The 19,507-nt window shown below is 68.6% G+C and carries 19 protein-coding genes and 2 pseudogenes; 6 read left to right on the top strand and 15 right to left on the bottom strand.

Annotation, left to right across the window (positions count from 1 at the left end):
* The first annotated feature begins 101 nt into the window (after positions 1-101).
* Positions 102-856, top strand: a pseudogene (locus tag R2C4_RS20610) (hypothetical protein).
* A 77-nt stretch (positions 857-933) separates the two neighbouring features.
* Positions 934-1,464: a redoxin domain-containing protein gene (locus R2C4_RS20605; protein ID WP_141892192.1), complete on the top strand. Its 531-nt coding sequence runs from the start codon at positions 934-936 to the stop codon at positions 1,462-1,464.
* 20 nt (positions 1,465-1,484) lie between these two features.
* On the opposite strand, the gene R2C4_RS21285 is transcribed toward R2C4_RS20605, so the two are convergent.
* Genes R2C4_RS21285 through R2C4_RS20565 form a run of 9 tightly spaced genes read right to left on the bottom strand, consistent with a single transcriptional unit; the run spans position 1,485 to position 10,615 of the window.
* On the bottom strand, positions 1,485-1,637 hold the full coding sequence (locus R2C4_RS21285; RefSeq protein ID WP_167510299.1) for a hypothetical protein: 153 nt from the start codon (positions 1,635-1,637) through the stop codon (positions 1,485-1,487).
* Positions 1,591-2,268 (bottom strand): hypothetical protein, encoded by a 678-nt coding sequence (locus R2C4_RS20600; protein WP_141892191.1) that lies wholly within the window; start codon positions 2,266-2,268, stop codon positions 1,591-1,593. The genes R2C4_RS21285 and R2C4_RS20600 overlap by 47 nt, the downstream gene beginning before the upstream one ends.
* On the bottom strand, positions 2,265-2,648 hold the full coding sequence (locus R2C4_RS20595; protein WP_141892190.1) for a hypothetical protein: 384 nt from the start codon (positions 2,646-2,648) through the stop codon (positions 2,265-2,267). Before R2C4_RS20595 ends, R2C4_RS20600 begins: the two co-directional genes overlap by 4 nt.
* A 57-nt stretch (positions 2,649-2,705) precedes the next feature.
* Positions 2,706-3,653: a dynamin family protein gene (locus R2C4_RS20590; RefSeq protein WP_141892189.1), complete on the bottom strand. Its 948-nt coding sequence runs from the start codon at positions 3,651-3,653 to the stop codon at positions 2,706-2,708.
* Complete coding sequence (locus tag R2C4_RS20585) at positions 3,650-5,710, bottom strand: dynamin family protein (protein ID WP_141892188.1); 2,061 nt, start codon at positions 5,708-5,710, stop codon at positions 3,650-3,652. The genes R2C4_RS20590 and R2C4_RS20585 overlap by 4 nt, the downstream gene beginning before the upstream one ends.
* A 58-nt stretch (positions 5,711-5,768) precedes the next feature.
* Positions 5,769-6,962 (bottom strand): hypothetical protein, encoded by a 1,194-nt coding sequence (locus R2C4_RS20580; protein ID WP_141892187.1) that lies wholly within the window; start codon positions 6,960-6,962, stop codon positions 5,769-5,771.
* The gene (locus R2C4_RS20575) at positions 6,959-7,921 is read right to left on the bottom strand and encodes a PP2C family protein-serine/threonine phosphatase (protein ID WP_141892186.1); all 963 of its coding nucleotides are present in this window, start codon (positions 7,919-7,921) and stop codon (positions 6,959-6,961) included. Before R2C4_RS20575 ends, R2C4_RS20580 begins: the two co-directional genes overlap by 4 nt.
* The gene (locus tag R2C4_RS21440) at positions 7,905-9,239 is read right to left on the bottom strand and encodes an FHA domain-containing protein (RefSeq protein WP_244940840.1); all 1,335 of its coding nucleotides are present in this window, start codon (positions 9,237-9,239) and stop codon (positions 7,905-7,907) included. The genes R2C4_RS20575 and R2C4_RS21440 overlap by 17 nt, the downstream gene beginning before the upstream one ends.
* A gap of 11 nt (positions 9,240-9,250) precedes the next feature.
* Positions 9,251-10,615: a serine/threonine protein kinase gene (locus tag R2C4_RS20565; protein ID WP_141892185.1), complete on the bottom strand. Its 1,365-nt coding sequence runs from the start codon at positions 10,613-10,615 to the stop codon at positions 9,251-9,253.
* 420 nt (positions 10,616-11,035) lie between these two features.
* On the opposite strand from R2C4_RS20565, the gene R2C4_RS20560 reads away from it, so the two are divergent.
* A complete protein-coding gene (locus tag R2C4_RS20560) occupies positions 11,036-11,599 on the top strand; it encodes a biliverdin-producing heme oxygenase (RefSeq protein WP_141892184.1) in 564 nt (187 codons plus the stop codon).
* Positions 11,592-14,171, top strand: a complete 2,580-nt coding sequence (locus R2C4_RS20555; protein ID WP_141892183.1) for an HWE histidine kinase domain-containing protein — start codon at positions 11,592-11,594, stop codon at positions 14,169-14,171. The genes R2C4_RS20560 and R2C4_RS20555 overlap by 8 nt, the downstream gene beginning before the upstream one ends.
* A gap of 123 nt (positions 14,172-14,294) precedes the next feature.
* On the opposite strand, the gene R2C4_RS20550 is transcribed toward R2C4_RS20555, so the two are convergent.
* The 3 genes from R2C4_RS20550 to R2C4_RS20540 all read right to left on the bottom strand — a co-directional run bounded on the left by R2C4_RS20550 (position 14,295) and on the right by R2C4_RS20540 (position 15,566).
* On the bottom strand, positions 14,295-14,810 hold the full coding sequence (locus R2C4_RS20550; protein ID WP_027245959.1) for a pyridoxamine 5'-phosphate oxidase family protein: 516 nt from the start codon (positions 14,808-14,810) through the stop codon (positions 14,295-14,297).
* Between the two features lies 1 nt (position 14,811).
* Positions 14,812-15,009, bottom strand: a complete 198-nt coding sequence (locus tag R2C4_RS20545; protein ID WP_141892182.1) for a CsbD family protein — start codon at positions 15,007-15,009, stop codon at positions 14,812-14,814.
* Positions 15,010-15,200: 191 nt separating this feature from the next.
* Entirely contained in the window at positions 15,201-15,566 is a 366-nt protein-coding gene (locus R2C4_RS20540) for a hypothetical protein (RefSeq protein ID WP_058285669.1), read from the bottom strand.
* Positions 15,567-15,795: 229 nt separating this feature from the next.
* On the opposite strand from R2C4_RS20540, the gene R2C4_RS20535 reads away from it, so the two are divergent.
* Positions 15,796-17,205, top strand: a complete 1,410-nt coding sequence (locus R2C4_RS20535) for a mechanosensitive ion channel domain-containing protein (RefSeq protein WP_244940839.1) — start codon at positions 15,796-15,798, stop codon at positions 17,203-17,205.
* 84 nt (positions 17,206-17,289) lie between these two features.
* Here the strand turns inward: R2C4_RS20535 and R2C4_RS20530 are convergent, their stop codons facing one another.
* The 3 genes from R2C4_RS20530 to R2C4_RS20520 form a co-directional block, all read right to left on the bottom strand.
* On the bottom strand, positions 17,290-17,475 hold the full coding sequence (locus tag R2C4_RS20530; RefSeq protein ID WP_141892180.1) for a PLD nuclease N-terminal domain-containing protein: 186 nt from the start codon (positions 17,473-17,475) through the stop codon (positions 17,290-17,292).
* 237 nt (positions 17,476-17,712) lie between these two features.
* Entirely contained in the window at positions 17,713-17,961 is a 249-nt protein-coding gene (locus tag R2C4_RS20525; protein WP_141892179.1) for a hypothetical protein, read from the bottom strand.
* A gap of 182 nt (positions 17,962-18,143) precedes the next feature.
* Positions 18,144-19,076 (bottom strand): LysR family transcriptional regulator, encoded by a 933-nt coding sequence (locus tag R2C4_RS20520; RefSeq protein WP_141892178.1) that lies wholly within the window; start codon positions 19,074-19,076, stop codon positions 18,144-18,146.
* A 112-nt stretch (positions 19,077-19,188) separates the two neighbouring features.
* On the opposite strand from R2C4_RS20520, the pseudogene R2C4_RS20515 reads away from it, so the two are divergent.
* A pseudogene (locus R2C4_RS20515) lies at positions 19,189-19,507 on the top strand (TRAP transporter small permease); the annotation flags it as partial.

Genomic DNA, 19,507 nt, shown 5'->3' with positions numbered 1-19,507 from the left:
GTGGTGCGGGCTGAAAAGTAGCGAGTCGAAATAATACTTGAAAAAGATAGCGACTCGAAACTACAAGAGGGCATCGCGAAGGGCATAACGGAGACATTGCAATGCGGATTTCACTTATTTCGGGCGCGGCGCTGATGCTGGCGGCTAGCGCAGCTTTGGCAGATGAGGGCCACGGCCGCGCGGCGGATCAGGACGGCGCTGTGCTGTCGGCGGCATCGGCGGACGGGACGCGGGCGGCCTTTGATATTCTGGCAGCACATGCGCACCGCAAGGGCAACCTGGTGACCTTTCACATGACCACCAATGGCGACGCGGGCGCCGAGGTGCCGGAGGCAACGGGCGCCGTGGGCGGGCAGGGGTGCTGTCCTATGTCTGGCCGACCTCGCTGGACCCGTCGGTGGTTGGGTTCGAGGGCGGCACCGGCATTCTGGCGCTGGCGGCGACCAGCCACCCGGATTTCGACGACACGCCCCTGTTCGACGAGAACCAGGACGGCGATCCGGCTAATGACGGGGTGGTCTGGCACAGCCATTGGGTGGTGCTGACGCCAACTGAGGCCTGCGGCCCCGGGGCGCTGGCGGTGCGCGACATTCCGGAAGGCGAGACGCCGCAGCTGCCTGCGACCTGGCCCGGGTTCCCGGTGTTCCTCGACAGCCCAGGATTCTCGCCCGTGTTCGACGGGCCGGAGATCGCGGTGACAGCGGCCTTCGGCCGGGAGGTGGCGCTGGAGGGCGCGGCCTATGACGGAGTCACCGCGGCGCTGCGGGTGAATGCCAATATCCACGCGCCGCTGCTGTGTGTCACCGATGTGTTCGATGTGGCCTCCGGCGATCTGAGCCTGCCGGGCAAGCTGTGACCCCTGCCGCCCCGGCGGCCCCTTTGGCCGGCGCGCCGGGGCGGCGCCTGTGACCGAGCGGAGACAAGGAGACAGACATGCCCGCACCCGAACTTGATACCGTGCAGTGGTTCAACAGCCCCGGTCCCGTCACCCTGCAGTCGCTGCGGGGCCGGGTGGTGGTGATCGAGGCGTTTCAGATGCTGTGCCCGGGCTGTGTGCGCCACGGGCTGCCGCTGGCGCAGAAGGTGCGGGCGGCTTTTCCGCAGGACCGGGTGGCGGTGCTGGGGCTGCACACGGTGTTTGAGCATCACGCGGCGATGACGCCGGTGTCGCTGGCGGCGTTTCTGCAGGAATACCGGATCACCTTTCCGGTAGGGGTGGACCGGCCCGGCGGCGGGCCGATGCCGCGCACGATGGAGGCCTATGGGATGCGCGGCACCCCGAGCCTGCTGCTGATCGGCAGGGACGGGGAGCTGCGGGCGCATCACTTCGGCGAGGTTTCGGAGCTGCGGCTGGGGGCGGAAATTGCCGCGCTGATGGCGGAGGACGCGCCGGCGGCGGCGGGCGCCGCGCCGGACGGGGCCGGACCCGCGGCCGGCTGCGGCCCGGCGGGGTGCACCGTCTGAGCCGTGCCGGGCAGAAGAGGTCAGGAGAACAGGGCGGTCCAGGTCTCGATCAGGCCGGGGACGGCCCCGGGCGGCAGCGCCAGAAGCAGAAGCTCATCCTCATGCGCGGCGGCCAGGATGCGCAGATCAGGTGAGACCGGCAGCAGCAGGCAGTCGGGCCTGTGGGCGGGCATTCTGGCCGATCCCGGGCGGGCGGCGCTGGCGGCAAAGGCGCTGCGGACCGCCTGCAGCTGTTGCAGCAGGGGGGGGCGGGCCGCCGCTGTCCGGCGCCTGCGCACCGGCAGGGCAATGGATCCATGCCAGGGCCTGCGCTGCGGCGGCGCTGCGCAGCGTGCCAAGCGGGCTGCGGCTGGCGGCGGCGAGCGCCTCCTGCAGCTGGGCGGCGGTGCAGCTGCCTGCGCCCTGCGGCGCTGCGCAGGGGCGGCGGCGGAAAGTGATGCCGGCGCCTGCGGCCTGCGCCTCCAGCCGGCGCAGCCGGGCGGCAAACAGCCGGGCGGCGGCGGCGGGGTCCTCCGGCGCGGCGCCCGCCTCCGCCGTGCCGCCCAGGCTGAGGCCTGCGAGCCTGCGGTGGGCGGCGGTGAGAACGGCGGCGGGGGCCTGGCCGATGCACAGGGTGATTTCGCGCGGCAGCACGGTTTCCCCGATTTCGCGCAGCAGGGCGGGCAGCAGCGGTTCCTGCCCCGCGGCGGCGCGCTGAGCCTGAGCAGTCAGCGCCTGCACCGGCTGCGCCAGCTGCCGCAGCGCCTGGAGCAGGGCGTCCGGGGCGGGCTTTGCGCCGGGGAGCTGGCGGGCAGGGCTGGTCATCCTGCGCCCCCGCCGAGACCGGCCAGCAGCGCCCGCGCAGGCGCGGCGAGGCGGGCGGCGGTGTCCGCGTCGCTGCAGGCGCACAGCAGCGCGTCGCCGGAGCCATCGGGCGCGCGGATGCAGAGGCGGGCCTCGCCCGGGACCAGCATCAGGATGTCATCGGCGGGCGGGCACGCTGCCTCCGGCCCGGCCTGCGCCGCGGCGTCGAGCATCAGGAAGCCGCGGCGGGCCTGCTGGCACAGCGCGTCGAGGTATTCCTGCGGGTGGCTGGCGGCGCTGCTGCTGCGCAGAACGATGCTGGCGCCCAGATCGCCGAAGGCCGCCAGGCGGCAGCCGTCCGCGCTCTGGCGCAGGGTGTCGAGCTGGCGGGCAAGCGTCACCTTGGGTCTCCTTCGTGGCGCGGGCACTCCGGGGCGGCAGCGGCTGGCATGGCGGTGTCAGTCTCCGGCGGGCTGGGTTTCAGGGCGGGCGCGGCCCGGGCGCTGGCTGCGCTTGGCCGGCGGCGCGACGCGGCGCGGCATCACCCGGCTGGCGGGAGCGGCACTGGCGGCGGCCTCGCGTTTGCTGCCGAAATCCAGCACTTCGGCGCGCGGACCTCCGCCCGCTTGCGGTGCGATTTGCGGGGCAGACTGGGGCTGGGCCGGGGCTGCGGCCTGGGCCGGGCGGCGGCCGGGCTCTGCCCAGTTCAGCAGCAGATCCACCAGATATTCGGCAAAGCGGTCGGCGCCGCTGGTCTTCCACGCCTCCATGTCGTCGCCCGCGGTCAGCGCCTGGCTGAGCGACAGCGGGAAGATGGCGTTGAAGGCATCGCCGGTTTCCTTTTGCACGCGGCGCAGCACGCGGTCGCGGTCGCGGGGATTGCGGAGCTTGTCGAAGTGGGTGATCAGCAGGGTGCTGGGGCCGCTGAGACGGCTGGAGATCTCCTCCCACGCGGCGGCTTCGGACTGGCGCCAGGCCTGGGTGGCATGGGTGCACCAGATCACGCTGTCGACCTCGGGCAGCAGCGCCTGCCAGACGCTGGCGGGCATGTTCGGGTCGGAGATGCCGGGCATGTCGATCAGGTCGCACAGCTCCAGCGCCTCGGCGGGCAGGGTCAGGCGGATCAGCGCGGTGCTTTCCAGCGGTGCCGCGGCGATGTCCTCCAGCGGCACCTCGGTTTCGCTGCCGTCGGTGCCGGTGAGGCTGGCGCCCTCCGGCCCATGCGACAGCCAGACCGGCGGCAGCCGGGTGGCGGTGACGCGGGTGGGCAGCGGGGCGCGGCCGGCCAGCAGGTTGGTCAGGGTGCTTTTGCCGGCGCTGAATTCCCCCATCAGCGCCAGGCGGGGCTTGCGCGCCGGGGCCGCGTCCGGAGCGAGGGGGGCAGGAATGGCGGTGTGCTGGGTCATGCGGTGAAGCTCCTGAGGGTTTCCAAGGCGGTGGCGGTCTGGGTCTGGCGGCGGCGGGCCTCATCGCCGGCAAACAGCGCCTGCATGTCGCCGCCGCCGCGGCGGCAGTCGGCGATTTCCAGCAGGATGTCGCGCTGATCGTCGAAGAAGCCCTGCAGCCGGGCGAGGATGGCGGCGCGGGCGTCCGCGGTCTGCACGGTCTTGAGCTGGGTCATGAAGTCCTCTGTCTCGCCTGCGATCAGGCTGCGGAACTGTTTGGCAAAGGCCTTGTAGCCGCGGGTGCGGCGCCACCAGGAGGCCCACCAGCTATCGTTGAAATCCAGTGCGATGGACTGCGCCAGCGCCACCGGCGAGGCGGGCTGGGGCACCTCGGGCACCGCAAGCTGGATGCCCTCGACCGCCGGGCCGAAGCCGTCGTAAAGCAGCTCTGCCACATCCTGCACCGCGGCCTCGTAGCGGGTCTGCGCGGCGGATTGCAGGCGGCTGGCCATCACCGAATAGGCCGAGCGCAGCAGCATCCGCAGCCCGGCCGGGTCGTATTCCCAATGGCAGTCCTCGCCCCATTTCTCCAGATGGTCGATCAGCGCGTGGGTGGCGCGGTCGGTAAAGGTGGCATGCGCCCGGTCGGCGCGGTCGCGGAAGGCGTCGAGCACCTGGCCCGCCTCTGCCTCCAGCGCCTCAAGGTGGGTCTGGCACAGATCCTCAAAGGCGGTGCGGACGTCGTGCAGGTTGGCGCCGCCGCCGCTGCCCTCGCCCTGCACCATGACCGCGTTGGCGGCCTGCTGGCCGGTGGCGGCCGTGGTGGCGGAGGCGGCAATGCGCGTCAGCAGCGGGGTGCCGAGGTCGGCGGCGATGCGTTCGCAGACCGCGCGGTTCAGGGCCGGGATGCCCGACAGCTCCCACACCATGTTCTGGGCGGTGGCCTTGGCGTGGGACGCGTTGACCGACGCCTCGGCCCAGCTGAGCAGCGCGGCGGAACTGGCGGGATCCATATCCTCCAGCCCGCCGGTCAGCACCTTGTTGGCCCAATAGGCGCTGCCGAACAGGATGGTGGCCTCCTGCGGGCCGTGGTGCGCTTGCAGGGTCTGGCGGATGCTGGCCTCGATCTCGGCCACCTGGTTTGCGGGGTCGGCCAGCTCGTCGATGCGGTTGACGAAGATCACCACCTCGCGCGATTTGAGGTTGGAGATCATCCGGATCAGCCCCATGTCAACCGAGGTGAGCGCCTGGCCCGCCGACAGCACCACAACGCAGATGCGGCTGTCGCGGATCGCCTGGATGGTGATCTGCTCGCGCATCATGAAGGTGTCGTTTACGCCCGGCGTGTCGCGCAGGCAGAGGCGGTGCGGCACGCTCTGGCAGTTCAGGTACAGATCGGCGGCGCGGGTGATGTCGGCAAAGCGGCCCTGTTCGTCCACGGCGCCCGGTTCCTCGCCGCCGAAGTCGTCGCCGAGGCAGATGTAGCGTTCGATCAGGTTCTTGTCGAAATAGCCGTAGTCGTGCTTCTGCCCCATCAGGAGCTCGAACTTGCGGCCCAGCCGCTGGCGGGAGCGTTCGCGCATCTCCTCGATCTGGGCGCGGATCTTCTGCAGCTCGCTGCCGGCGCCGGCACGGCCGGCCATTTCGCCGATGCGGCCGCCCTTGGTGGTCAGCCGGTCCCATTCGTCCTCGGTCATGAACTGGAAGCTGGCCTTGTTTTCGGTGCGGGTCCCGTCCGGTTCCAGGTGCAATGAGGTGACAACCGAGGTCCAGGGATTGACGTCGGAGGGCAGCAGGTCGGCCCAGCCCGCCATGGCGTTCACCAGAGAGGTCTTGCCGGACTTCACCTGCCCCAGCAGGGTGACGCTGGGCTCGAACGCGGCGAGTTCCGCCTGCAGCCGGGCGAGGCTGCGCCGGACCCGCTCGCCCGACACCTCGGCAAGGGCGGCCAGCGCGGTATCCAGCCGCTGCGCCTTGCGGGCAAACGCCGCCAGCGGCTCCAGCCCGGCGTTCAGGTTGGTCGGCCGCGCGGAGGCGCGGATGTCGGTGGCACTCTCGATCTGGGCTTCCATGTTCATGGCTGAATCTGCTGTTCCTGCATTGGCGTGTTCTTGGGCGCGTTTCCGGGCGCGGGCGCTACCCGGGGGGGACTTCGGCCAGCTCCTTCTTCAGTTGGAAAAGCAGCGTCACCGCGTCGATGGCCGCGTCTTCGTCCTGTTCCAGCTGGCACAGCATCAACAGCTCCTCGCCGTCCTGGGCGGCGTCGCGGGCGGCGCTGACCGCGGCGCTGCCGGGCAGGGTCTCCAGCGAGGCGGTCAGGCTGCGGATCAGGTCCATGCAGTGCGCCAGGACAGGGCCTGCCTGCGGGCCGCCGGCCGCTTCGGCCTGGGCCAGCATGTCCTCGGCGCCGCTTTGCAGCTGGTCCAGCGCCGCGGCCAAGCTGGCGGCGGGGGCTGGCGGTGCTGCGGCGGGGCTGGCCGCGGGCGGCGGCGGAGCGTCTGCCGGGAGGGGGCCGCCAAACTGGCGGATCAGCAGTTCCGCCTGATCCGCATCCGAGGCGCGGCCCAGGCCGATCTGGCGCTGCACGTCTTCGGCCAGCTGCCTGCCGCCGCTGGAGCGCCACAGATCCTCTGCCGGGGCGCCGGCGTTCTGCGCCGTGAGGCCCTGGATGGCGGCCACCGGATAGACGCCGAGAAACTCCTCTGCGGCGACCGGCTCCAGCGACTGGATCAGGCCGGGAAGGATGCCGCGCATGATCTGGCGGTCGGCCATGGTGAGCACCAGAAAGCTGTGATCCTTGGTGCTGTCCGGCATCGCCGACCACAGGGCCTGCTCGGCCTCGGGGAAGGTTTCGCTGCACCACAGGATGATGTCCGCCATGGCGGCGGCCTGCTGCAGCGTGTCCTGCTGGCGGCCGGGCGGGCCTGCCAGCGGGATTTCGCAAAAGCTGTGGGCGCGCAGCCGCAGGTCGGGCAGGTGTTGGCGCACCCGCAGCGCATCCGGCGGCACGGCGGAGTCTGCCAGGCAGCCGGCCTGCTGCCGGCGCGTGCCCGCAGGGGTGTCGAACACCACCTGCTCCTCGGGCCCGTAGCAGATCTCGACCGGCAGGCCCGCGGCGGTCTTGCCGATCACCACCCGGCCCAGAAGCATGTCGATCAGCGCCGATTTGCCGGTGCCCGGGGCGCCGGTGACAGCCACCCGGACCGGCTGCCGCAGCCGTTGCAGCAACTGGCTGCCCCAGCCGGTGACGTCCGGCGGCAGCAGCCCGGTGCTGAGCGTGTGCTCCAGCTGGCCGGCAAGCGGGGTTATGTCTCGCTGGGGAAGGCTCACACCGGTGCATCCGTCTTGGTTTGGCTGGCGGCGGGCGCGCCGCGCCATGTCGCGGAGGCCAGCAGGGTCACGACGCGGCGTCCGGCGCGGGGGCGCGGTGCCGGAGTTTGCGGCGGCGGTGCGGGCTGTGCCGGGGCCGGAGCCGGGGCCGGTTCAGGGTGCCCGGCGCGCGGGTCGAAGGGTTTGATGACGCAAAGCGCGGCATTGTCCTGTTCGGGCGCGTTCAGCGCCTCCAGCCGCTGCATCAGCACCGCGCCGATGCGGGCGCTGGGGCTCAGGCGTTCGGCGGCCAGCACGGCGGCGATTTCGGCTTCGGGCAGGAATTGCAGCCCGTCGCTGGCGGCCAGCACGATATCGCCCGCCTGCAGGCGCACCGGGGCGCTGCGGCAGTCGAGGCGGGGGATGCCCGCGCCGGTCAGCACCGAGGTGACGCAGTGGCGGTCCGGGTGGCTGGCGGCCTCGGCGGCGTCCATCCGGCCCTCGGCCACCAGGCCATCCAATTCAGACGCCATCGAGTGATCGGCGTTGAGCCGGATCAGGCGGCCCTCGCGGAACAGGTAGAGCGGCGAGTCCCCGGCCGAGATCCAATAGAGCCGGTCGCAAAACAGCACCGGCGCCAGCAGGGTGGCGCCCATGCCGCGGGCCTGGGGCTGATGGCTGGCATATTCGCCAAGACAGGCGTCGGCGCCATTGGCGGCCTGCTGCAGCACCGCGCCGATGGCCTGTTCCAGCGCCGCCGGGTCGCCAGCCTGCAGTTTCAGCTCGCTGAACACCTCGGTAACCACGATCCGGCTGGCGATGTCGCCGGCCGCATGGCCGCCCATGCCGTCGGCCAGCACCGCAAAGCCGGTGCCGGTGCCGGCCGGGAAATCGGCGGCGACCGCATCCTCCTGACGCTCGCGGCGGCCCTGGCTGATGGCCGTCGCGGCGTCGTATTCGATCTCAGCGGAATGCAGCATCTGCGGCATCGCTGTGTTGCGGCTGGTCCCAGCCGAAGTCCGCGCCGCACAGCGGCACGAAGCGCAGGCTGGTTTCGCCGATCCGGATCACGTCGCCCGCCGACAGCGCCTCGGTGCTGAGCACGGGGCGGCCGTTGCGGCGCACCAGGTTGGCCTTGCCGCCGTGGCCGATGAAGAAGGACTTCTGCTCCGGATCATAAGCGATGGCGGCGTGGTTGTCGCGGGAGATGCTGTTGTCGCCGAAGTCGAGCCGCACGGTCTGGTCCGCGCCGCGGCCGATCACAGTGACGCCGCTGAACAGGGTGAAGGCGGCGCCGCGGCCCGGCCCCTGCACGATGGCGAGCCAGCCGACGGGAAACTGGGTGTAGCCGGGCGCCGCGGCCTCTGCGCTGCGGGCGAAGGGGTCGCTGGCGGCGGCCTGCGCCGGGCTGAACCCCAGGAGGCGGGTCTTGACCCGGCCCGCGCGGCTGGCGCCGCGGCCCATCGAGGGCGCGGGCACGTCAATCGGCGCGTCGGCCGGGGCGGCGGCGGGTGCGCAGACGGCGGCCTGCGGCGCCTCCGCCGGGGGCGCTTCCCATGCGGGCTGCGCTGCCGGGGCCGCGGCAGCCTGAGGGGCCGGGGGTTCCGCCGCGATGAAGGCGGGTTCCGGCTGCACTGCGGGCTGCACTTCCGGCTGCGGGTCCAGCTCAGGAGCGGGTGCTGCGGCGGTTTCGGTGCGGTCTCCCATGGCGTCCGGGGTCCGTCCGGCGGTGTGGCTGCGCGTGAAGATCCGGTAGGGTCTGGCGGTGTCCGCGTCCGGCTCCGGCTGCTGCAGGCGGCTGAAATCCGGATCCGCCGCGACGGCCTCTGCCGTGTCGTCGTTTGCGTGTTCCGGCTGGGCAAAGAAATCCTCTTCCGGCGCTTCCGCGGGATCCGCCTCTGCGGTGTCATGCTCCGGGGCGGCGAAGAAGGCGGCGGTGTCCGGGCGGTCCGGTGCCGCGGTCCGGGTCTGCTCGCGGGCGAAGAAGGCGGCAATCGCATCTTCTTCCGGTTCGGGCCCGCTCAAACCGGCGAAATCATCGTCCGGTTCACCGTCCAGGTCTGCCGCGGGCACGTCCGGCGGGTCGCGGAAAGCCTCTGTCAGAGCCGCGGCGGCGTCAGGGCTGGCGGGGGGCGGACCGGGTTCCGGGTCCAGCCGGAAGCTGCTGCCGAGGCTGAAGGGCGCGCGGCTGCCGGTGTCCTCTGCGGGCGGCTGCACCGGTTCCGCGGCTGGGGCGGCGGCGCCGTCCAGGCGGACTCGTTCCCGCTTTTCGCCAATGATATCCTTGATGAACTTCATACCCATTCCCTTCAGTTCTTAACCGTTTGCGGGCTGTTGGCGGGACGCCCGAAGATCCTGCGCAAGCGGCCGGCGAATGTCGGCTTGTCCCGGCGCAGGCCCAGTGCCGGGTCCGACGGATCTGCCAGCGGTACCGGGGCCGCGCCCGGCGGCTGCTGCGCGGAAGGGGCGATTTTCTTGCGCCAGGAGATCGCATCCTCTTCTTCCAGCCAGGCCTCCAGGTCGGTGACCGGCTCGCCGAAGATGTTGACCAGCGGGCGGCGCGGTCCGGAGGGCGGGGCGGCAGGCGGGGTCTGCGCCTGGCGGGCGGAGCGGGGCAGGCCGGGTTTGAGGCTGTCATTGGTCTTGGCGACCAGCTCGGAGATTGCCGCGGCCAGCCGGCTGCCGTCGTCGGCGCAGGCGGCTGCCGCCGCGGGGGCCGCCGGCCCGGTTTGCGGGTCTGCGGCCTGCTGCGGCGCGTCTTCCTCCGCCAGGGCGGCGGCCCAGCCGCTGGCGCTTTGGAACCGTTCCGCCGGAAGCACCGACATTGCCATGTCCACGGTCGCCAGCAGCGCCGGGTCCGCGGCCCAGGGCCCGCCCAGCAGCGGGCGGCAGGGGTCCGGAGAGCCCGCCAGCAGCGCCGCCAGCCGCTTTTGGCTGGCCGCGGGCGGAGCGCCGGTGATCAGGTAATAGAGCGTGGCGCCAAGCGCGTAGAGGTCGCAGGCCGGGCGCTGGGGCAGATCGGGGCTGTAAAGCTCATGGGCAGAATAGCCGTCCTTGACCGCCAGCAGCATCGGCAGCGCGGTGCTGTCATCGGGGGTGCTGCCGCAGGCGGCGCCGAAGTCGATCAGCGTCACGGTGCCGTCCTTGCCCAGCAGGATGTTGTCCGGTGAGATATCGCGGTGCAGGACGCCCAGCCGGTGCAGGCAGTCCAGCGCCTCCAGCGACTGATCGAGGATCCGGCGCAGCACCGGCCCGGTCAGCCGCTCCGGCTGCTCCTCGCGCACGGTGAGCAGGTCCAGCCCGTCGATGAACTCCATCGCGATATAGGCGGTCTGGTTTTCCTTGAACACCTGGTGGACACCGACGATGGCGGGATGCCGGGCGCGCGCCAGCAGATGCGCCTCGCGCAGGAAGGCGCGCAGCACGTTGCGGCAGGATCTGGCATGTTCGGGGGCGCTGGGTTCCACATCGGTGCCGCTGCGGCGGCAGAGTCCCGCCGGATAGCATTCCTTGATCACGACGCGGCGTTCCAGGCTGTCGCGGGCCAGATAGGTGATGCCGAAGCCGCCGCTGAGCAGAGGCCGCTCGATCTGGTACTGGCCCTGCAGCAGCTTGAAGCCGCAGGGCAGTTCGCAGGCCGGCGCCGGATCGGCGGAAAAGATGTCATGCGGCACAGCGTCAGGTCCTCGTGGCGGCGTGGGGCCCGGGCAGAGGGCGCGGGCTGGCCTTCACGCTGGAAGCCAATTGCGGAATGTTCGCGGCAGCTTCCGGGCAATTGCGGCAGGCTTGCCCGATTTTCGCCGCATTTTCCCGGAAAGGGCTGTAAACACAGGGTTAAGAGCCTGCCGGCGACTTGCGTTGAAGTTAGTTAAACTGGGCGCCTATACGGCAGGCAGCCCGGCAGCAGCGGGGCCAGGCCTGAAGCCGGCCGGCCAAGTGCCCCGCGGTAAGGGCCGCCCCAGCGCGGCTTGCGCAGGGGCAAGGCGCCTAAAGCGTTGCAAAACTTTGCTTTTCCCCGTCTTTTATCGCGGCGGAAGCCCATTGATTCGGTTTTGGCGAACGCTATAGTGCTGCTGACTAGGGGGAACGGTTCCGTGGCTAAGGCCCAATATGAGAACTTGCGTGCCCGGCTGCGCGGGGACACGCGGCACTGCCATGCCGCGCTGGATGATCAGGTAACCCGGCTGGATCAGCAGGGCACGGAGGGCTATGCGCGTTTTCTGCTGCTGCAGTGGCGGCTGTTTGCGGCGCTGGAGCCGGTGAGCCAGAGCGCCGCCTGCGCGCCGGTGATCCGTGATCTGACGCAGCGGGCGGGCGCGGATCTGGAGCAGCTGGGCCGCCTGGCGCCTGTGCCGCGGCTGCCGCTGGACCCGCATCCGCTGGCGGTGGATTACGTGGTGTCCGGCTCGCGCTTGGGTGCGAAGGTGCTGCGCAAGCGCTGGCTGGACCGCGGCCTGCCGGAGACCGCCTATGCGGGCAGCTATTTGTCGGCGCCGCCCTATATGGACTACTGGCGCGGCTATGTGGCCCGGGCCGAAGCGCTTCCGGCCGGCGGCGCGGCGGCGGACCGGATTGTCACAGATGCTACCGGCCTGTTCGAATTTTGCTTAGAATGCATTGATGCTGAGTCTGCCGAGGGGAGGGCGGTTCATGCCTGACGAAACTTCCAGTGCCGCCGAGGCGCAGGTGGATCTGACGACCTGCGATCAGGAGCCGATCCATATTATCGGCCATGTGCAGAGCTTTGGCTGCCTGATTGCGGTTTCTGCGGACTGGATCATCGCCCATGCCTCTGCCAATTGCGCCGAGGTTCTGGGACTGGATGAGTCGGATCTGGCGGGGCGGCCGGTGATGGATATTCTCAGCCCGCAGGCGTTGCACGATCTGCGCACCCGGATGCAGATGCTGCGGATGCAGCAGAGCGCGGTGCGGGTGTTCGGCTATGACCTGCGCGGCGACGGGCAGAAGTTTGACGTCTCGATCCACCAGTCCGGGCGGCTGTTCGTTCTGGAGTTCGAGCGCCGGGCAGCGGATGCGCGCGATGTGCATGATCCGGGGCTGGTGCAGGCACTGATCGGCCGGGTGCAGCGCCACGGGGCGCTGGACGCGATGGCGAAGGAGGCCGCAAGGGGCCTCAAAGCGCTGAGCGGCTATGGCCGGGTCATGGTCTACAAGTTCGAGGAAGACGGCAGCGGCACCGTCATCGCGGAGGCCCGCGATTCGGACCTGGAGCCGTTTCTGGGCCTGCGCTATCCGGCCAGCGATATCCCCAAGCAGGCCCGGGCGCTGTATGTGCGCAACATGCTGCGGATCATTCCCGACGTCACGGCGCCGGTCCACCCGGTGCTGCCGGAAACCGATCCCAATGGCGAACCGCTGGACCTGTCGCTGGCGGTGACCCGGGCGGTGTCTCCGATCCATATGGAATATCTCAGGAACATGGGGGTTGCGGCCTCGATGTCGGTGTCTATCCTGCGCAATGGCCAGCTTTGGGGTCTGTTCGCCTGCCATCACCCCAAGCCGCAGTACCTCAGCTATGAAATGCGCACTTCGGTGGAGCTGTTTGCGCAGCTGTTCAACTATGAGCTGGCGCAAATGGAAATGGCCGATGAGCTGGGCGACATCGACCGTTCCAGGGAGCTGCATGACAGCCTGATGCCGCAGCTGTCCAATGGCTCCAACCTGTTTGCGGCTTTTGAAGACCTGTGCAGCGGCATCGGCGAGGTCATCCCCTTTGACGGGGCCGCGATTTATTCGGACGGGCAGTACAAATCGACCGGATCCGCTCCGGTGGAAGAGGAGTTCCTGGGGCTGGTGCGGTTCCTGAACACCACGCCGCCCGCGCAGGTCTATAGCAACAGCAACCTGATCAAGCGCTATCCGGCCACTGACGGGTTTGCGGACCGGGTGGCCGGGCTGCTGGCGATCCCGGTGTCGCGCAAGCCGCGGGATTATTTTGTGCTGTTCCGGCGCGAGGTGATCAAATCGGTGACCTGGGCCGGCAACCCCGAAAAACCCGCCGAACCGGGGCCGAATGGCCTGCGGCTGACGCCGCGCAAGAGTTTCGAGGCCTGGCAGGAGGTGGCGCGCGGCCATTGCCAGCCGTGGAAGCAGCGCGAGCAGCGCACTGCCGAGGCCCTGCGCACAACCCTGATCGAAGTGGTTCTGAAGCTGTCGGATGAGAACAACGCCGCCCGCAAGCGGGCGCAGGACCAGCAGGAGCTGCTGATTGCGGAGCTGAACCACCGGGTGCGCAACATCCTGAACCTGATCCGCGGGCTGGTGTCGCAGGGCAAGGAGTCGGTGAAATCCGCCGATGCCTTTGGCGAGGTGCTGGACGCGCGCATTCACGCGCTGGCGCGGGCGCATGACCAGCTGACCGGCTCGGAATGGGACTGGAGCCCGCTGACGGTGCTGATCGGGACGGAAACCGAGGCGTTTCTGTCGGGCAAGGCCAGCCGGGTGTCGATTGACGGCGAAGCGCTGGAGCTGTCGCCCGCGGCGTTTACCTGCATGGCGCTGGTCATTCATGAGCTGGTGACGAACTCGGTCAAATACGGCGCGCTCAGCGACTCGTCCGGGCGGGTGGAAATCCGCACCGCGCTGAACGGCGATGGCACCGCCGCGCTGAGCTGGCGCGAATGCGATGGCCCGCCGGTCCAGGCACCGCGGCGCAGGGGCTTCGGCACCACGCTGATCGAGCAATCGGTGCCGTTTGAGCTGCGGGGCGAAGCGAACGTGAGATACCAGCTCACCGGGCTGGAGGCGGACTTTGTGCTGCCCGCCCGCCATGTGCGCAAGGCGGAAAAGCCTGCGGCCCCGGCGCCGAAGACCGGCGCGCGGCAGGCGTCGGTCGTGCCGCGCCTGTCCGGCAATGCGCTGGTGCTGGAAGACAACATGATCATCGCCATGGATGCGGCGGACATGCTGTCTCAGCTGGGCGCCGAAAAGGTGGAGACCTGCAGCGGGGTCGAGACCGCGCTGAACCTGCTGGAGCGGGGCGGCACACAGTTTGTGCTGGCGGACATGAACCTGGGGCCGGAAAACTCGCTGCCGGTGGTGGAGAGGTGCCGCGAGCTGGGCATCGCGGTGGTGCTGGCCACGGGGTACGGCGCAACGGATGACATCACCAAGCGCTTCCCGGGGCTGAAAATCCTGAAAAAGCCCTACACGGTGGAGCAGCTGAGTGCGGTTCTGGAGACGATGGCCTTCGCCGGCAACGCGGGCTGATTGCCGCCGCCGGGCAGCGGCCCCGCTGAACGGATCAGGGCTGAACGGAATAGGCCCGCCGGTGTTGTCCGGCGGGCCTGATCGTTTGCGGCTTGCCGCGCTGGCTGCGGGTCAGGCCGCGTTTCAGGCCACGTCGCTGAAGTTGATCACCCGGTGAATGCCGACGTCCGGTTCGCTCACGTCGTCGCGCATTGCGGCGTTCAGCATCTTCAGCCCGACCAGGATCGGGTTGGAATCCGACGCCCAGATCGCAGCCTCGCGCGGGGTCAGCTGCAGCAGGGTGACCTTGGGATCCTCGCGGCCCTTCTCGAACCAGGCCGCCACCGGCGGGCTCCACAGGCTGTCGAGCTTTTCCTCGCTCTGATAGACCACCAGCGGGCCTTTGACCGAGGCGTGGTAATCGCCCTTTTGCGACTGGTAGCAGAAGGTGGCCTCCGCCCCCAGTCCGACCGCAGCCACCAGATCGGTGTCGGCGGAGGTGATGAACCAGATTTCGCCGCTGTCAGGGTCGGAAAAATGGCTCATCGGCTGCGGGTGCTGGCTGCTGCCGTCGACCGACAGCATGCCGGTGCGGGTGTCCTCAAGGCGTTTCCACAGCTGGGCGGCGGCGTCGGCGTCACTGTCAGGTCTGCGGGCCATGTCAGAGGCTCTCCAGCATACGGTCGACAGTCTCGCGGATATCGTCCTTGGTCTTGCCCAGGCGCTGCTGCAGCAGCCCTTCCAGCTTCTGGCGCTCGCCCTTGGTTTCTTCCAGCTCGTTTTCGGTCAGTTCGCCGTAGGTTTCCCGCAGGCGGCCCTTCAGCTCGGTCCATTTGCCGGTGATGCGGTCGTCGTCCATGTCGTGTCCTCCTTGGGAAAGTGCAGGGGTCCGCCGCGCTGCGGCGGCAACACTAGGAGAACGCGGTGGCGGCTGCGAAGTTCCGTGATTGCGCGGTATCTCTGCCGTGCAGCCATCAGGCGAAACGGCTGGCCCCGTCCCGGACAGGGCTCCGGCGGCAGACAGGCCTGCTGCCGCCGGGCAAAAGGCGGCTATTCGCCCAGAAGCTGCATTGCCGCGTCCAGATGCGGGGTTGCGAACGGGCGGCTCAGCATCGGCAGCGACCGCAGCTCCGGCTCGGTGGTGTCGCCGTTGATCAGGATGAGGCGCCATTCCTTGGCCATGGCCGACTGCAGCCAGTCGCGGGCGGCGGGAACGCTGAGCGGAAACCCGAAGAACACAAGGTGCGGCGGCTGTGCGGCATAGTCCAGCGCTGCGGCAAGCCCGTCGAGGCGGGTCTCGGTGCTCACCGCCGGGTACCCCCGCCGCAGCAGGTAGTCGCTGATGTCCGCGGCCTCCAGGGCGTTGGGGGTCAGGATCAGAACGGGCGTTTGCGCGCCGGCGGCTGTAGTGCTCATTGGTCTTCCTCAGTTTTTTGAATGTGAGGAATGGCACCGACGTAGGGTCAGGCGCATTAAACTGTGACATATCAGCGGGATAAAATTTAAACAGGCGGCGGAGGTTCGCCCGGATCCGGTGCGGTTACGCTCTTGCGCTGGCGGTCTGCTGCGGCAAAGACTGGTTGGGCCCCGGTTGCAACTTGCGGGGCAGGTTTTTCATCAGGAGGATGCGGAATTGAGCCGCGACATGACATGTTTAACCGCGCGTGCAGGGCGCTGGCCCGGGGCGCGCCGGGCGCTGCTGGCGGGTTTGCATTTATTAATCCTGCTGGCGGCGCTGTGCCTTGGCGGCACCGGTGCCCAGGCGCAGACCACAGCGGATCCGGTGCAGACCGACGGCCGGATCGAGGTCGGCGACGCGGCGGTGCGCGACAGCGAAATCCTGAACCGGATCGAGAAGCTGCTGGCGGAAATCGAGGGCTACGGGGCGGTGACTGTGTCGGTGTCCGAAGGGGTGGTCCGCATCACCGGCGAGGTGATCGACAACGCCGCCCAGGACCGGCTGACGCAGATCATCAACCGGGTCGCCGGGGTGGTGGCGATCGAGAACGAGACCGAGATCAGCGGCACCCTGGAGGAGCGGCTGGCCCCGGCGATGGAGCGGATTGCGGCCCGGACCCGCAACCTGCTGGCAAACGGTCCGATCTTTCTGGTGGCGCTGGCCGCCTTTGCGGCGGTGGCGGCGGGCGGCTGGCTGCTGACCACCCGGATCGGCATCTGGACATGGCTGGCGCCCAATGCCTTTATCGCCGATGTTTACAGGGCGGTGGCGCGGATCCTGTTCATCCTGACCGGGCTGGTGCTGGCGCTCGACATTATGAATGCCACCGCGCTGATTGGTGCGGTGCTGGGCGCGGCGGGGGTGGTCGGCCTGGCGCTTGGCTTTGCGGTGCGCGACACGGTGGAGAATTTCATCGCCTCGATCCTGCTCAGCCTGCGGCAGCCGTTCCGGCCCAATGATTTTGTCGATATCCAGGGCGATCAGGGCACCGTGGCGCGGCTGACCTCGCGCGCGACGATCCTGATTTCGCCAGAGGGCAACCACATCCGCATTCCCAATGCCACGGTGTTCAAGGGCCGTATCGTGAATTTCACCCGCGACCCGCGGCGGCGCTTCGGCTTTGACCTTGGGGTGGATGCGGATGCGGATCTGGCGGCAGCGCTGTCGACCGCCGTTGCCGCGCTGGACGCGCAACCCTTTGTGCTGGATGATCCCGAAGTCGGCGCCTGGATCAGCGAGGTGGGGGATTCTAACGTGATCCTGACCTTCACCGGCTGGGTGGACCAGACCCGGGTGGATTTCGCCAAGGCGCGCGGCGAGGCGATCCGGGCCGCCAAGATGGCGCTGGAGGCAGCGGGCTTTGGCCTGCCGGAGCCGATCTACAGGGTCCGGCTGGACAGCGCCGCAGAGGCGGCGCCAGCCCCGGCCAAGGATACCGCCGCAAAACAGGCGCCGCGGGAGGCCGTCAGCGCGGACTTGCCGGAGGCCGCCGACCCCGAACGGACGGAACTGGCGGCTGCCGGCGCCGCGCGGCGGGAGCGCGAGGGACTGGATGGCGGCGAAAACCTGCTGGATGCGCAGCAACAGGCAGAGTGACAGGGCCGCGAGGCGGCGCTGCCGCGCAAACGGAAACGGCCCGGCTGTGAACAGCCGGGCCGGGACATGCCGTATGCGTAAAGATCAGATTTTTGCAGCCGAGGAGCGCGGTCCTGCGACAAGCCAGGCGATGAAGCCCAGCACCGGCAAGATAAGGATGACGAGCACCCAGACGATCTTGGCGGCGGTTGAGGCCCCGGACCCCAGAACCTGAATGATTGCGTAGATGTCGGCAGCAAGGACCAGAAGGCCAATCAGTCCATATTCCATTGTGTATCCCCTAATGATGCTCTGATGGCCTAACGCGTGCAGCCGGCGATTGTTCCAAATTTATTCTACAGGGCTGGTTTGCAGGGGCTTTTGCGGTCCCAGCGGCGGTGCCAGGCAGTCTGGCCCTGACCGCCCGCATTCCGCGGGGGCCGTGCAGCCCGATGCAGGCCGCACCAGAGCGCAAAAAAAAGCGCAGCGGCGTGCGCTGCGCTTTTTTTCCGTCCTGTAAAGCGCGGATTAGCCGTCTTCCTTGGCGTCTTCTTCCGGGCTCTGAATGTCGACGGTCGGAACGGTCACGGTCACGTCCTTGGTACCGGTCTCGATGTCGCCGACTTCGGCTTCGAACTCGGGCAGCTGGCCGCCCTCAACTTTGACATCGACGTCAGGCAGGCGGGTTTCTTCGGTCTGGTCGATGTCGACCATGTAAACAGCAAAAACCAGCACAAGAATGCCGGCGATGGCGGCGAAGATATAGGAAGGTTTCATCGTACTGTCCTTTCGGGTTTCGTCAGCCGGTCAACGCGCCGGAGTCCGCAAAGGTTCCCGCGCCAAGTGCCGCAGTTGCAGGTTTCCGCAGGGGCAGCCCGGGTTAAGGCATTGGAGTCAAAAGAAACAAAATTACGCCGTGCCGCAGCATTTTCGGGACTTTTCCGGGGCCGGGGCCGCGATCACAGGCTGAGACTGGCTTCGATTTCCGCCTGCATATGCCCGATTGCGGCGCACAGCCGCGCCGTGAAGGCCTCGGACGTCAGGGACGGGGTGGCGTAGCCGGGGGTGAGAATCGAGACGCTGGAACTGATTCGCGGCGTGAACCGGCGAATCGCCAGCCCTGCGGTTGTCTGGCGCTGCTGCAAACAGCCATAGGCGGTGATCATGTCGCAGATCATGTAACACATGCCCGCCGCAACAAACTGCAGGCCGGGGGCCCAGGTGCGCAGCTCCAGCCGCTTGCGGAACCGGCAGCCGCTGCGCTGAAACGCGGCCTCGGTCCGGACCGTCATGGGGTGCTTTTCAAACAGCACCGCCATCGGCGCCCCGTCCAGATCCTGCGGCGTGATCTGTTCGGCCGAGGCCAGCGGATCGCTTTCCGGGACGATGCAGACGCTTTCCAGGTCGAAGTCCGTCTGCTTGATGGACGGGCGCGGCTCCGGGGTTTCGGCAAAGCCGATGTCGAACTGCTGCGAGGCGATCAAATCCTCGATCACATCCGAGGACCGCATGATCAGCGAGACCTCCAGATCATCCTTGCCTTGCAGAAAATCCGTTAAAATCCTTGGCATGAACAGCCCGGCCGCCGCCGGGTGGCAGGCGACCCGCAGCTTGCCGGCCTCATGGCTGCGGATCTTGCTCACCGTGCGCTCGATCCGCTCGATGCGTTCCAGCACGGCCTCGCATTCCTCCAGAAAGAAACGGGCCTCCGGGGTTGGGATCAGCTTGCCCTGCTCGCGGACAAACAGGCTGAAGCCCAGTTCCCCCTCCAGCGTTGAAATCATGGTGCTGACAGCGGGCTGGGTGCGCCCGACGGTGCGCGCGGCCTGGGAAATGGAGCCGCTGCGCATGACCTCGCGGAAGGTGAAGATTTGGCGGATCGAGAAGTTCATGGCATGGGTATCAAGGAAATTGATGGAGTCAGAGATATTTTCAAATTGATCTTATGCCCTTTGTCCAGCCAAATCCGCCAAACCCGGTGAGGGGACACCGGAAGGAGGACCGATGGACACATTCACAAAATACTTGCTGACGGGCTGATCTGTCTGGTGGCCCTGGGCCAGTTTGTACAGGTGGTCACCCGGTACCTGCTGCAGATCCCGGTGATGGGGCTGGAGGAGACCATGCTCTACCCGACCATCTGGCTGTATATCCTGGGCGCCGTGAACGCCTCGCGCGAGGACACCCACATCCGCGCCAACGTGCTGGAAATCGCCATCAAGACAGAGCGCGGCCACACCGTTCTGGCGATCATCGGCGAAATCATCAGCCTGACCGTCGGCCTGTGGCTGCTGAGCTGGGCCTGGGAATACACCCAGTACGC

The organism is Leisingera aquaemixtae (assembly GCF_006740765.1).
Taxonomy (GTDB): Bacteria; Pseudomonadota; Alphaproteobacteria; order Rhodobacterales; family Rhodobacteraceae; genus Leisingera; species Leisingera aquaemixtae.
Note: the sequence above shows the minus strand (reverse complement) of the source record. Positions and strands in the feature narration are given on the sequence as shown.